A 12,308-nucleotide genomic window follows, 5' to 3' on the forward strand; every position below is an offset into this window, starting at 1 on the left:
GCGAGCCCACCATGATCGGCATCATCGCGAGCTTCACCCCGCACCTGCTGGTCGCGCCGCTGCTCGCCGCCGCACCAGCAGGGTCCGAGGTGTGCCTGGCCGACTTCAACCAGGTGCACCAGTCGCTCCTCGACGTCGAGTCCAGCTTCGAGCAGCCGCCCGACCAGCTCGTCGTGTGCTGGCGCATCGAGGACGTCTTCGGACCGGCGCTCGTCGACTGGGTCGTGCGCGAGTCCGACCCCGTGGGGCTGCGTGAGGACGTCCGCCAGCTGGGACTGCTCGTCGGGCAGGCGGCCGCCACACACGGCATACCGGTCGTGGCGTGCACACCGCCGACGCCGACGTTCGTGTGGCTGGACCCGCTGGACGCCCGGAGCAGCGTGCGGCTCGCCGTCCTGCACGGCCAGCTCGTCCAGGCGTTCGTGGAGGGCATCGGCCAGGCGCCTGTCACCCTCGTCGACCTCGCCGCCCTGCTTCAGCTGCACGGGACCGAGCGCGCCTACGACTCCCGCAACGACCTGATGTACCACCAGCCGCTCACGCGCCCGTTCGCGCAGGCGCTCGGCACTCTCCTCGGCGAGGCCCTGGGCTCGCTCGGTCGCCCGACCCCGAAGGTGCTGGCCGTCGACGCCGACAACACGCTGTGGCTGGGCATCGTCGGCGAGGACGGACCCGACGGCGTCGTCATCGGCGACAGCTTCCCGGGCAGCGGCTACCGCGCGTTCCAGCAAGGTCTGGTCTACCAGGCCGCCCACGGCGCGCTCATCGCCCTGGTCAGCAAGAACAACGCCGCGGACATCGAGGAGATCTTCGCCCGCCGTGGCGGCGACATGGTTCTCAGCTCGGAGCACCTCGCGGCACAGCGGGTTGACTGGAACAGCAAGGCCGACAACCTCAGCGCCATCGCCGACGAGCTAGGCCTCGGCGTCGACAGTTTCGTCTTCATCGACGACAACGACGTCGAGCTCGACGAGGTACGCCAGCGCTTGCCGCATGTCGACCTCGTCAAGGTCAGCGACGAGCCGGAGGAGGTGGCCGAGATCACCCGACGACTCACCGCTTTCCGCTTCGCACGCGTCTCCGGCGAGGACCGCGTTCGCACCCAGATGATGAAGGGCGAGAGCGATCGGCGTGCCGCGGCCGCGGGCGCGCCGTCGCACGCCGACTTCCTCGCCTCTCTCGGGATCAGCGTCCACGTCTTCGAGCCGGGGCCCGCGCACGTCGGTCGCGTCACCCAGCTCATCAACAAGACGAACCAGTTCAACCTCACGACCGTGCGCCGCGACGAAGCCGCGGTAGCCGCGCTCGTGACCTCGCAGGCCCACCGGGTGTATGCCGCCGAAGTGACCGACCGTTTCGGCGGCTACGGCCTCGTCGCCGTCGCCGTGGTTGATTGCGGCATCGACGTCTGGGAGATCGAGACGCTGCTCATGAGTTGTCGCGTCCTGCGTCGGGGCGTGGAGGACGCCATCCTCCAGTGCATCGGCGACGACGCGGTGACGGCGGGGGCGTCGAAGCTGCGCGGGTCCTACCGTCCGACCCCAAAGAACGGCCAGGTCGCCGCCTTCTACCCCGACCGCGGCTTCACGGCTACGGGCGAGGGCCTCTACGAGGTATCGCTGCCGTTGTCAGTGGCGCCCGAGCACGTTGTGGTGTTGCGAGATGCTTGACGGGGATCCCTTCGCCTACTTCTCGGACCTGCTGGTCCTCATGGTGGTGGCGGTCCCGCTCTACTTCCTGCTGCCGTGGGCATGGGCACGCCGTCTCCTGCTCGGCCTGGCGGGCGCCTACCTCCTCTACCTCATCGCGCCGCGGCTGCTCGCCTTCTACGTCCTCTTCTGGCTCGGCGTCTACGTCCTGCAGCTCGCCGCGACCCGATGGCGCGACCGCCCGTCGAGCTGGGTCCTCACGACCACGCTCGTCCTGCTGACCCTGGCCCCGCTCGTCGTGTGGAAGTTGCGCCCCGAATGGGCGGTGGTCGAGTTCAACGTCGGTATGAACGGGCTCGTCGACGGGCTCAGCCCATGGGTCGGAGCCGTCGATCGGGTCCGCGACCTCATCCTGCCCATCGGGCTCAGCTTCGCCACGTTCCGGGCCATCGACCAGATCGTCAAGGTGCGCCTCGAGATCGTGCCGCCACTGCGGCCGCTCCACCAGCTCGCGTACGGCTTCTTCCCCACCGTGCTCATCATCGGTCCCGTCATCGAGTACACCGAGATCGACCGGCGCCTCGACGAGCGGGCCCGGTGGGACCCGAACGACACCCTGAGCGGGATCCTCACCATCGGCATCGGCGCGCTCAAGGTCTTCGTCCTCGCCTACCTCCTGCGCGGTAGCCAGGACGTCTTCTCCCTCTCCACGCGCAGCGGCTCGCCACTCGACTACTGGCTCGAGCTCGTGATGTTCGCCTTCTACTTCTACTTCAACTTCTCCGGCTTCTCCGACATGGCCATCGGGTCGGCCCGCATCTTCGGCTTCCGGCTCGCCCCCAACTTCAACAACCCCTACCTCAAGACGAACCCCCAGGCGTTCTGGAATGCCTGGCACATGAGCGTGACGAGGTTCGCCCAACGCAACGTCTTCGTGCCGCTCGGGGGAATGCGCGCGCGGACCCAGTACGTCGCCATCGTCGCGACGATGATGGTCATCGCCCTGTGGCACGACCTCACCATCCCCCTCGTCATCTTCGGCCTCTACCACTCCGCGGGGCTCATCGGTCATCGTTGGTGGGTGGCCCGCCACCCAGTACCCGACCATCGCGGCCTGGCACGCCGGGCGGGTGCCAACGTCCTGCTCTTCGTCTTCTACCTGCTCAGCCTGCCCCTGCTCATGGTCGAGCTCGGGTCTCTGGGCGACTTCTACGGGAGGTTGCTGTGATCCTCGCCGACCGTCTGCTCGCGTTCCTGCACGACCGGGTCGGCTTCGACGTGACCCGCTGGTCGATCGTGCGCATCGCGGCGTTCGCCGTCGCCGCCCTCGTCGTCGCCGGCATCGTCGTCGAGCCCCGCCCCGGACAGCGGGACGACCAGGCTCTCGCGACCCGGCAGGTGCGCAACGTGTCCCTGGCGTTCGGTGACCCCCGCGGCTTCGATCCGACGCCGAAGGGCAAGAACTTCAAGGTGGCCTGGATCGGCGGTTCGGAGACCCAGGCGGTCGGGCCCAAGACCCGCGCCTTCATTCCGGGACTGGTCAGCGAACGCATGGGGCGCGTCGACGGCAAGGTCGTCTCGACCGACCTCTACTACCTCGACGCGATCAGGCTCGTCGATGAGGTCAGCGCGCTGTCGTCGGCTCTCGCGAGCAAGCCCGACCTCGTGGTCATCAGCCTCAACCCCGTCTGGGTGCTCAACGATCTCGCACCGCAGCAGTGGGACTACCTCGACGGCGCACTCGCCCGGGGCAGCCTCTGGCCCCCGTCGCGATGGGTTCTCGCAGCGTCCTTCCTCAGCCCCGGTGACGTCGGGTGGCGCGTGCTGTCCGCCGCCAGCCCGCCATTGGTCGGCGACCGCTTCGAGTGGGGCCTCGACCTGACGGAGCAGACCTCCACGCTCTCGTTCCTCGACGTCGTCCAGACACCGAAGTCACGCGCCACCGGGCTCGCCGCACTCGCGGAACGCCGGCCCGTGGACTTCTGGGCCTCGCGCTTCGCCTCCAGCCGACCGACGAAGGATCTCGCGAGCATCCAGCTCAACACCATCGAGCGCGAAGTGGTGTCACGGTCGTCACTGAACACCGCCGCCCTCCAGCAGATGTTCGAGATGGTGCGCACGGCCGGCGTCCCGACGTACTTCTACGTCCACGGCATCAACCCGACGGTCTACGCACAGCCCGACGCCCGTGGCTACGTCGATCAGCTCCGTGCCCAGCTCGCCGCGGCGACGGCCGGGCAGACCACGAGCCGCGTGCGCTTCGACCCGCAGGGACTCCAGGACCGGGTGCCGCCGACGAAGTACCGCGACATCGTCCACGTCTATGACGGCCGCAACGAGGCTGCCGTCCTCAGCACCGACCTGTGCGCGCTGCTGCGCTCCACGGGCCGGCAGGCAGACTGTGAGGCACCATGAGCGACACCCCGACCCCCGAGGCGCCGGACACTGACCCGGTGGACGACGGTGGCTCCGAGACCGCCGTACCCACCGGGGGTAGCGGCCGCGCTACCCGGCTCGCGAGCCGACTGGCCGTCGAGCTGGCGATCGGACTCGGCATCGCCGCCGTGCTCGTCGTCGTGGCGTGGGCCTCGAGCAACGCGATCCGCTTCGTCTACGGCGGCTACTGATGGAGCGCGACGTCTCACAGGGCCTCGACCCGACGCCGCGACTGCACCACGTCGGCTATGTCGTCGCCGCGATGAAGGGTGCGATCAGACGCTTCGAGGAGGCCGGGGGCCGGCTCGTCGTCGGCCCGACGGACGACCCGACCCTCGGCGTCATCTGCGCACTGATCCGGCTTCCCGAGGGGGTCGACATCGAGCTCGTGTCCCCGCTCGAGGGCGCGGACTCGCCGGTCACCTCACGGCTCCAGCGCGGTGGGGGTCTCGACCACCTGTGCTTCTGGGTCGAGGACCTCGACGCCTCACTCGCCCGCGAGCTCGACAACGACGCGCTGCTGCTCGTCCCGCCGACGTATGCCGTGACGTTCGATGCCACCATCTCCTTCGTCCAGCGCCGGACCGGTCTCGTCGTCGAGCTCATGGGCGCCAAGCGGTGACGGTCAGGCGCCCGCCTTGGCCAGGACGTACGCCACGTTGATCGGCAGCTGCTCGTCGCGGGACTGATCGAGGGTCTTGCCCTCGTAGGGCAGCCGCAGCGGCTCGACGATCGAGAGCCCGCTGTCGGAGATCATCGACTCGAGCTCGTCCGTCGTGCGCCACAGGTAGATGTGGTCGACCGCCGGCGCGTTGACGCACGTCGTGACGAAGACGAACGCTCCCGGTTTCGCAAGGTCCGCGATCCGCCGGAGGAACACCTCGGGCTGCTCGACGTGCTCGAGCACCTCACCCATGACGACTGCGTCGAAGGACGACGGCGCGAGGTCGTCGGCGGTGAGGAAGTCGCGCAGCTCGACGCGCACCGGGGCGTCGGGGTGGAAGTGTTCGACGATCGTCCGGGTCTGCTCGACGCTCGCGGGCGACAGGTCGACACCCAGGAAGTCGTCGAAGGACCCGGTCTCGATGGCGGCCATGAGCAGGAACCCGTGGCCCGGACCCACCTCCAGGTAGCGGCCGCCACGGTCGCGGGGCAGCGACCGCCGCAGGAAGCGCGACATCTCGACGTGGTTGGGCCAGAGGAACGTGGTGATGGCCAGGCCGTACATGTAGCGGTCCATGTAGTCACGGTCGTGGTAGACCGACTCGGCCACGTCGGCGAACGTCGAGTGTCGGTAGTGCCCGTGCCGGCGGAAGTACTCCTGCTCGTCGAGGGTGTCCCCGAGGATCGTCAGGTAGCTCTCGGCGAGGTACTCGAGCGACAAACCCTTGGACAGGCAGAAGTGAAGGTAGCTGCCGAGGCGGTCGCGCTCGTCCTCGGTGGCTCCCTCGACCGCCTGCTCGAGGAAGCCCCGGTGGACGGGGAACTGGTCGATGACGCTGTCGACGAGCTTGCTGACCAGCTGTTGTGAGTCACTCATGGACGGTCACGCTAGCGTCGTCCGGCTCGAAATCGGGGCCGACGCGACCGCTCCACGTGCCACGCCCATAACGGGGACCGGAGCAGGTCCCGTCAGCCGCCGATGGCGGACATGGGTCGGTCGGGCTGGACGAAGTCCGGGTCGCCGATCCCGTGGCCGCGGCGCTTGCGCCACATCTCCCCCCGGATCAGGCCGAGCAGCTCGTCGTCGGTCGCGCCCTCACGCAGGGGCCCACGCAGGTCGGTCTCGGTTGTGGAGAAGAGGCAGTTGCGCACCTGTCCGTCGGCGGTGAGCCGCGTCCGGTCGCAGGCCGCGCAGAACGGCGCACTGACGCTGGCGATGATCCCGACGGTCTCGGGGCCGCCGTCGACGAGGAACCGCTCGGCGGGGGCACTCCCCCGGTCGGCGGCCGGCAGGGGCGTCAGCTCCCAGCGCTGCGACAGGCGCTCGCGGATCTCGTCGGCGGAGATCATCTGCGTGCGGTCCCAGGCGTGCTGGGCGTCGAGCGGCATCTGCTCGATGAAGCGCAGCTCGTAGCCGCGCTCGAGGCACCACGCGAGCACGTCGGCGACCGACTCGTCGTTGATGCCGCGCATCGCGACCGCGTTGACCTTGACCGGCGTCAGGCCGGCGTCCGACGCGGCCTTGAGGCCCGCCTCGACGTCGGCGAGGCGGTCGCGACGGGTCAGCTGCGTGAAGGTCTCGGAGTCGATGGTGTCGAGGCTGACGTTGACCCGGTCGAGGCCGGCCTCCTTGAGCCCGATGGCGACGCGCTCGAGGCCGACGCCGTTCGTCGTCATCGCGATCTTGGGACGCGGCTCGAGGGCCGCGATGCCGGCGACGAGCTCGACGAGCGATCGGCGCAGGAGCGGCTCGCCACCGGTGAGGCGGACCTGCGTGATGCCGTCGCGCACGAAGACGCCGATGACCCGCAGCATCTCCTCGTCCGTCAGCATCTCGGTCTTGGGCATCCACGGCAGGCCCTCGGCGGGCATGCAGTAGGTGCAGCGCAGGTTGCAGCGGTCGGTGACCGACACGCGCAGGTCGCGGGCCCGGCGCCCGAACTGGTCGGCCAGCCCTGCCGGTCGGACGCTCGGGTCGGGAAGGCGGGTCATGTGCTCCACTCTAGGCCGGGTAGCGCTGCGACCCGGTCTGCTGGTGATGCCGATGTTGCCCCACGCCTCTGAACTGCGGTGATGTGACGTCTGGCTTGTTGGTCAGGACGACGGGGCCGGACCTCCTGCGGACTCGTCGCGGACTGCACGGTGCGTCAGCCCGAGACCAACGGCGCCGCTGCCGTCATGGCCCAGCGTCCCTGAGTCCTGGTGGAGCTCTGCTACGGCGACGGGGGCATGAGCGAGGCGATGTTTCCATAGGCGCGCATCGCGTCGATCCGATCCGCCGACAGGTCGTAGGCGACGCAGAAGGGAATGCGTTCCCCGCCGTCGGTGCCGGCGCACGTTCCTTCGAGGTAGGCGACGCCCTGGGCGGACACCAGTCGACGTGTGCTCAGATCCGGCATGTGAGCGTGCAACCCGTTGATGGCCTCTTCCACGCACTCAGCACCGCGGACTACCGCGCCGCTCTGAATCGTGGTCCACGTGACGTCGTCGGTGAAGAACTGCTGGAAGCGGCCCGTACCGAGGGCTGTGAAGTAGGCGGACATCGTCTGGCTCGTGTCGTCGGTCGACATCCGGGCTCCCTGCTTCGGGAAATGATGGAAGGGCCCACTCAGTGTGCTCCGGCTACTGCTGCTCCGCCACAGTCCGCTGCGCCCGAATCCATCTGGGGGTGCCTGACCACGTACCGATCGTCGCGCGTGCGATCGCGACGGACGAGAGGCGGCGATGTGCTCGTGTCACGTCGGTCGTCCGCTGAACAGCACCGGCTGGTGCTACGGCTGCCAGTCCGCACGTGGCGCGCTGTGGTCCCCGCCTGTCAGCCGAGGGACGGAGTGTGTCGGGTTGATCTGCGCAGCCTCCAGCGACGTGTCAAACCCGAGCAGCGCCTCCGCAGCGGCCGGGGACGCAGCGGCCGTTCGCGCCGCGGCTTCGAGCACGGAAGCACCATACGTGGTGGTGTCCGCACGATGCTTGCCCGCGGGCTCGGGCGCGCGTCCAGGTGCTCCGCCCGGCCGTCGGAGAACTCGCAGCAGGTACACCGGGTCGTCGTCCTGCGCGCGGGCGGCGGCGCGGGCCAGCTCTTCCGGGTCAGCGCTCGTCGGCCGGTGCTCTTCGGGCACGTCACGACACAGGCGCCGGTACACCGCTTCACGCGTGGCGACGGGGAGCTGAGCGAACACCTCGGCGTGGACGAGGTCGAACACCTGCGGCGTCGAGACTCGGAGCAAGTACTTGTACCTGGCCATGTCCAGGGCCACCTCGGCCTCTGATCTGCTGTCGTCGGACTGGTGCGGAATCAAGCGCCGCAGCCTGCCTTGAAGGTTCATGACCGCTCCTTCAGCTCGTCGTGCCAGCCTACCCGCGCGCCTCTGACGACGGGCCTCGATCCACGGCGCGGCATCGGTGAGCTGCGCGTCCGAGCTCGGTCTCGGCCGGGTCGAGGTCATCCGCCGACCTCTCTGACTAGGAGCGGGCGCTCAGACGTGAACACGCCGAGAACTCATCGAAAGGAAAGTATTGAAAGACGCCTTTCGAAAGAGTAGTTTCATCACATGCCACCGACCCGCCGCCGCGTCACCGACGCCGACGCCCTGAAAGCGCTCGCCCACCCCCTTCGGATGGCTCTGCTGGGCGCCCTGGTCACCGAGGGGCCGCTCACTGCCAGCCAGGCGGCGGCGCTGCTCTCGGAGTCGCCGTCCAACTGCTCCTGGCACCTGCGCAAGCTCGCCGAGCACGGCTTCGTCCGCGAGGCCCGCGGCGGCACCGGCCGCAACCGGCCCTGGCAGGCGGTCAGCGACGGGCTCGAGTGGGGCGACGACGTGGAGGGCGTGACGGACCCCGACCCCACGGACCGGATGGCCGCGGACGCCCTCACCGACATGGTCCTCGAGCGGGAGCTGCAGCGCTTCCGGGCGGCCCGCGCGGCCCGAGACAGCGAGCCGGCGCCCTGGCGCGAGGCCACCGGGCTGGTGCAGTCCCAGCTCTGGCTGACGGCCGAGGAGGCGCAGGGGCTCAAGCGGGAGCTCAGCGACCTGCTGCAGCGGCACCTCGAGCGGTCCGGCCATCCCGAGCACCGACCCGACGACGCCCGGTTGGTGTCCCTGGTCGGCTGGCTGGTGCCGAGCGGCCCGCACCGTCTCCGGCCGGTCCCGGCCGACGGCGCCACGCCGCCCGAACCGTCCCGCACCACCGCACACACCCACTCGAGTGAGGAGACCACGCGATGATCCGGACCACCTTCCGCACACCCGGGTTCGGCCGGCTCTTCGCCGGTCTGACCGCCAGCATGTTCGGCGACTCGCTGATGCTGATCGTGCTGAGCATGTGGGTGAAGACCCTCACCGGCTCGAACGGAGCAGCCGGGCTGACCTTCCTGTGGATGACGGCCCCCGCCTTGCTGGCACCGCTGTTCGGGTACATCGTGGACCGGGTCGCCCGGCGCACGTTCCTGGTGGTCGCCAACGTCGCGTCGGCCGCGATGATGCTGCCGCTGCTCCTGGTGCACGACGCCGGCGACGTGTGGATCGTGTACGCCGTCGCCTTCTGCTACGGCACCTCCTTCGTCGTGGTGCCCGCCGCACTCAACGGCCTGCTCAAGGAGATGCTCGCCGAGGACGTGCTGGTGGAGGCGAACGCCTCGCTGAGCGTGACCCGCGAGGCGCTGCGTCTGGTCGGTCCGCTGCTGGGAGCCGCCACCTTCGCGTTCGTCGGGGGCGGGGCGGTGGCGATGGTCGACGCGGCCACCTTCCTGTGCGCGGCCGTGGCCATCGCCGGGCTCCGGGCGGGCGACCGGCCCGAGCCGGCAGGACAGCCGCAGCACTGGCGCGCGGAGGTCGTCGAGGGGGCGACCTTCATCCGCCGGACCCCGGTGCTCCTGCACACGACGCTCGCGCTGGCCCTGGCGCTGCTGGTGATCGGGTTCGCCGAGTCCGCGGTGTACGCCGTCGTGGAGGCCTTCGACAAGCCGGTCACCTTCGTGGGCCCGCTGCTCACCGTGCAAGGGGCCGGCGCGGTCGCCGCCGGACTCGTGGCCAGCAGGATCGTCCGACGGTTCGGCGAGCCGGCCACCGTGATCGTCGGTCTGCTGGTCACCTCCCTGGGCCTCGCCGGGGTCGTGGCGGCGCACCAGACCTGGGAGCTCATGGTGACCGTCGCGGTCCTCGGTGCCGGTCTCCCGCTGGTCATCGTCGCGTTCAACACCTTGCTCCAGAAGCGCACCCCAGGCCGGCTGATGGGGCGGGTGAGCACGTCGGTGGAGGTGCTGACCACCACCCCACAGGCCCTCTCGATCGCGACGGGTGCCGTGCTCGTGACGCTGCTGGACTACCGCACCATCTTCGCGCTGATGACCCTTGGCACGTTCGTCGCCGCCGGGTACCTCGCCCTCACGTTGCGGGGCCGGCTGACCACGACTGCGGGTTCCGAGGCGCCCACGGACCCGGACGTCGTTGCGGGCACGGTCCTGGCGAACCCGCCCACCGTCACCGCGCCGCTGCCGGACCAGGAGGTCGTCGACGAGATCAGCCGGGCGATCGGCCGGCATCCAGAACCCTCGCGCTGAGCGCCAGACTCCGGCGACCGGACGCGTGACACCGTCGACGTGCCCGTTGGCCCTCCTGGCGACACTCTGCGGACCGGGGAGGCGGCCACGTGACGTCACCGCAGGGCAGCGACGGGCCGGTACTCGGGTCCGCCCCTGGGCCGGGTACCGTCGATCCGTGCTTCGACTCTGGCTGACGCGGCGCTGGCTGCTCTGGACCCTCGTCGCGGTCCTCTTCGGGGTCGCCTGCTTCTACCTCGGCCTGTGGCAGTGGCACCGCCATGTCGAGCAGCGGACCAAGGTCGATGCCATCGCCCGCAACTATGGCGCCGCACCGGTCCCCTTCGCTCCTCCCATGGTCGAGACGCCGATCCCGGCGGAGCAGCAGTGGACCCGGGTCATGCTGACGGGCACGTATGCCACCGGCGCCGACCTGCTCGTCCGCAACCGGACGCTCGAGGCAACAGTGGGTTTCGAGGTGCTGACGCCGATGCAGACGGGCGACCTGACGCTCCTCGTCGACCGGGGCTGGGTGCCCAACGCGGATGACGCCGAGACCAGTCCCCCCGTCGACCCGCCGCCCTCCGGCCCGGTGCAGATCACCGGGTGGCTGCGCACCGGCGAAGTGAGCCTCGGCCGCGACCTGCCTCGGCCCCAGATGGCGAGCATCAACATCGCCGACGCGCGGACGCAGGTGCCGTCGCTGAGCCCGGTGGACGCGTACGTCGTCCTCGGCGCGCAGGTGCCGACCCCAGCCGCGGGCGAGCACCCGCTGCGTCTGCTGCCTCGCCCCGAGGAGGACCTGGGTCCCCACCAGGCGTATGCCTACCAGTGGTGGCTCTTCATGCCCGGCGGGGTCGTCTTCATCTTCTTCGCCATCCGGCGGGAGGCTGCGACCCGGCGCGCCGAGTCGGCCGGACCCGACGCGGCTCCGGTCAAGCCGAGGAAGGTGCGCATCTGGGACGAGGAAGACGCCTGAGGACGAGCCCTCCCCCGCGCGGACCCCTCCCGGATGAGAAGGTCGACGTCCGAGCACGCCGTCACACCTGCAGAGGAGCCACGCATGGACATGCGCCTGGAACTCGTCCCCCTCCCGACCACCGACGTCGAGGCGAGCCTGGCGTTCTACGCCGAGGGCATGGGCTTCGTCCTCGACCACGACGTCGAGCCGGGCAACGGCATGCGCGTCGTGCAGCTGACGCCGCCGGGGTCGAGCTGCTCGATCGTCATCGGCGTCGGGATGAGCGCGCCTGACGCGCCGCGCGTGCAGAACCTGCACCTCGTCGTGGATGACATCGACGAGGCGCGGGAGATGCTGACCGGCAACGGGGTCGACGTCTCAGAGGTCCAGGACATGGGGGGCGTCAAGTACGCACACCTCAGCGACCCGGACGGCAACACGTGGGCGCTCCAGCAGCTCTCGCGATGAGCGGCCCCGCGGCACGACGATGACCACGGGCGACTCCGCGCCCGACCACCTCCGGCTGCTCGCCCGCCCGACCGTCGCCGAGCGGCGGGCCCAGCTGCCCGGCGACCTCCTCGGGCCTGCCGACGTCGTCATGGACCGGGCCTTCACCGTGTCGGGCCCGCCCGAGCGGGTCTGGCCGTGGCTTCTCCAGCTCGGCAAGCGGCGCGCCGGCTGGTACCTCCCGCGGACCGTCGAGCGAGCCGTCCCGCGGTCACGCCGGGCTCTCCGTCACCTCGACCCAKCCCTCCAGACGCTCGCGGTCGGCGACGTCATCCCCGACTGGGGCGGTGCCGACGCGACCTTCACGGTCGTCGAGCTCGAACCGGCCTCACACCTGCTCTTCGCCTCCACCCGAGGCCGCACCGACCTGACGTGGTGCCTCCGGCTGCAGCGGACCGACGGCGACCGGACGCGGGTCCACCTGCGGCTCCGACTCGGCCCGGTGCGTCACCGGCGGCTGGCCCGAAGCCTCGGCGGCCTCGTGGACCTCGTCACCGTGGCCGGTCTCGCCGTCGGACTCGAGGAGCGGCTGGCGCGCGACCGCGCCTGAGCC

General features: G+C 70.2%; 14 protein-coding genes. 10 read left to right on the plus strand and 4 right to left on the minus strand.

All coding sequences use genetic code 11. The annotated features are described in order from the left end of the window. Positions 1–11: 11 nt before the first annotated feature. From AB4Y83_RS06120 to AB4Y83_RS06140, 5 genes are read left to right on the plus strand one after another with little or no spacing between them, the layout of a single operon-like run. Positions 12–1,670, plus strand: a complete 1,659-nt coding sequence (locus tag AB4Y83_RS06120) for an HAD-IIIC family phosphatase (RefSeq protein WP_442296302.1) — start codon at positions 12–14, stop codon at positions 1,668–1,670. Continuing rightward, the gene (locus tag AB4Y83_RS06125; RefSeq protein ID WP_442273548.1) at positions 1,663–2,877 is read left to right on the plus strand and encodes an MBOAT family O-acyltransferase; all 1,215 of its coding nucleotides are present in this window, start codon (positions 1,663–1,665) and stop codon (positions 2,875–2,877) included. Before AB4Y83_RS06120 ends, AB4Y83_RS06125 begins: the two co-directional genes overlap by 8 nt. Beyond that, positions 2,874–4,064 carry a hypothetical protein gene (locus AB4Y83_RS06130; protein WP_442273549.1) on the plus strand — a complete coding sequence of 397 codons (1,191 nt, stop codon included), beginning with the start codon at positions 2,874–2,876 and terminating at the stop codon, positions 4,062–4,064. Before AB4Y83_RS06125 ends, AB4Y83_RS06130 begins: the two co-directional genes overlap by 4 nt. Then, a complete protein-coding gene (locus tag AB4Y83_RS06135) occupies positions 4,061–4,276 on the plus strand; it encodes a hypothetical protein (protein ID WP_442296303.1) in 216 nt (71 codons plus the stop codon). The genes AB4Y83_RS06130 and AB4Y83_RS06135 overlap by 4 nt, the downstream gene beginning before the upstream one ends. Next, a complete protein-coding gene (locus AB4Y83_RS06140; protein ID WP_442296304.1) occupies positions 4,276–4,707 on the plus strand; it encodes a VOC family protein in 432 nt (143 codons plus the stop codon). The genes AB4Y83_RS06135 and AB4Y83_RS06140 overlap by 1 nt, the downstream gene beginning before the upstream one ends. Positions 4,708–4,710: 3 nt before the next feature. Here the strand turns inward: AB4Y83_RS06140 and AB4Y83_RS06145 are convergent, their stop codons facing one another. The 4 genes from AB4Y83_RS06145 to AB4Y83_RS06160 form a co-directional block, all read right to left on the minus strand. After that, positions 4,711–5,625 carry a class I SAM-dependent methyltransferase gene (locus AB4Y83_RS06145; protein WP_442296305.1) on the minus strand — a complete coding sequence of 305 codons (915 nt, stop codon included), beginning with the start codon at positions 5,623–5,625 and terminating at the stop codon, positions 4,711–4,713. 92 nt (positions 5,626–5,717) lie between these two features. After that, complete coding sequence (gene moaA, locus AB4Y83_RS06150; RefSeq protein ID WP_056827012.1) at positions 5,718–6,740, minus strand: GTP 3',8-cyclase MoaA; 1,023 nt, start codon at positions 6,738–6,740, stop codon at positions 5,718–5,720. A 221-nt stretch (positions 6,741–6,961) separates the two neighbouring features. After that, positions 6,962–7,318, minus strand: coding sequence for a nuclear transport factor 2 family protein (locus AB4Y83_RS06155; RefSeq protein WP_442273553.1), 357 nt, complete (start codon positions 7,316–7,318; stop codon positions 6,962–6,964). Positions 7,319–7,519: 201 nt separating this feature from the next. Continuing rightward, entirely contained in the window at positions 7,520–8,074 is a 555-nt protein-coding gene (locus tag AB4Y83_RS06160) for a hypothetical protein (protein ID WP_442296306.1), read from the minus strand. 225 nt (positions 8,075–8,299) lie between these two features. Here AB4Y83_RS06160 and AB4Y83_RS06165 point away from each other — a divergent pair, with 225 nt between their 5' ends. The 5 genes from AB4Y83_RS06165 (at position 8,300) to AB4Y83_RS06185 (ending at position 12,305) form a co-directional block, all read left to right on the plus strand. Beyond that, entirely contained in the window at positions 8,300–8,974 is a 675-nt protein-coding gene (locus AB4Y83_RS06165; RefSeq protein ID WP_442273555.1) for a winged helix-turn-helix domain-containing protein, read from the plus strand. Further along, positions 8,971–10,308 (plus strand): MFS transporter, encoded by a 1,338-nt coding sequence (locus AB4Y83_RS06170; protein ID WP_442296307.1) that lies wholly within the window; start codon positions 8,971–8,973, stop codon positions 10,306–10,308. The genes AB4Y83_RS06165 and AB4Y83_RS06170 overlap by 4 nt, the downstream gene beginning before the upstream one ends. Before the next feature lie 157 nt (positions 10,309–10,465). Then, entirely contained in the window at positions 10,466–11,266 is an 801-nt protein-coding gene (locus AB4Y83_RS06175) for an SURF1 family cytochrome oxidase biogenesis protein (RefSeq protein ID WP_442296308.1), read from the plus strand. Positions 11,267–11,350: 84 nt separating this feature from the next. Next, the gene (locus AB4Y83_RS06180) at positions 11,351–11,716 is read left to right on the plus strand and encodes a VOC family protein (RefSeq protein WP_442273558.1); all 366 of its coding nucleotides are present in this window, start codon (positions 11,351–11,353) and stop codon (positions 11,714–11,716) included. Between the two features lie 19 nt (positions 11,717–11,735). Continuing rightward, the gene (locus AB4Y83_RS06185; protein WP_442296309.1) at positions 11,736–12,305 is read left to right on the plus strand and encodes a hypothetical protein; all 570 of its coding nucleotides are present in this window, start codon (positions 11,736–11,738) and stop codon (positions 12,303–12,305) included. The last annotated feature ends 3 nt before the right edge of the window (positions 12,306–12,308 follow it).

Origin of the sequence: Terrabacter sp. RAF57, from assembly GCF_052113925.1 — a bacterium.
Taxonomy (GTDB): domain Bacteria; phylum Actinomycetota; class Actinomycetes; order Actinomycetales; family Dermatophilaceae; genus Terrabacter.

Coding starts and splice junctions, on each gene's coding strand:
- AB4Y83_RS06120 (WP_442296302.1), top strand. CDS start 12: ATGATCGGCATCATCGCGAGCTTCACCCCGCACCTGCTGGTCGCGCCG.
- AB4Y83_RS06125 (WP_442273548.1), top strand. CDS start 1,663: ATGCTTGACGGGGATCCCTTCGCCTACTTCTCGGACCTGCTGGTCCTC.
- AB4Y83_RS06135 (WP_442296303.1), top strand. CDS start 4,061: ATGAGCGACACCCCGACCCCCGAGGCGCCGGACACTGACCCGGTGGAC.
- AB4Y83_RS06140 (WP_442296304.1), top strand. CDS start 4,276: ATGGAGCGCGACGTCTCACAGGGCCTCGACCCGACGCCGCGACTGCAC.
- AB4Y83_RS06145 (WP_442296305.1), bottom strand. CDS start 5,625: ATGAGTGACTCACAACAGCTGGTCAGCAAGCTCGTCGACAGCGTCATC.
- moaA (WP_056827012.1), bottom strand. CDS start 6,740: ATGACCCGCCTTCCCGACCCGAGCGTCCGACCGGCAGGGCTGGCCGAC.
- AB4Y83_RS06155 (WP_442273553.1), bottom strand. CDS start 7,318: ATGTCGACCGACGACACGAGCCAGACGATGTCCGCCTACTTCACAGCC.
- AB4Y83_RS06160 (WP_442296306.1), bottom strand. CDS start 8,074: ATGAACCTTCAAGGCAGGCTGCGGCGCTTGATTCCGCACCAGTCCGAC.
- AB4Y83_RS06165 (WP_442273555.1), top strand. CDS start 8,300: ATGCCACCGACCCGCCGCCGCGTCACCGACGCCGACGCCCTGAAAGCG.
- AB4Y83_RS06170 (WP_442296307.1), top strand. CDS start 8,971: ATGATCCGGACCACCTTCCGCACACCCGGGTTCGGCCGGCTCTTCGCC.
- AB4Y83_RS06180 (WP_442273558.1), top strand. CDS start 11,351: ATGGACATGCGCCTGGAACTCGTCCCCCTCCCGACCACCGACGTCGAG.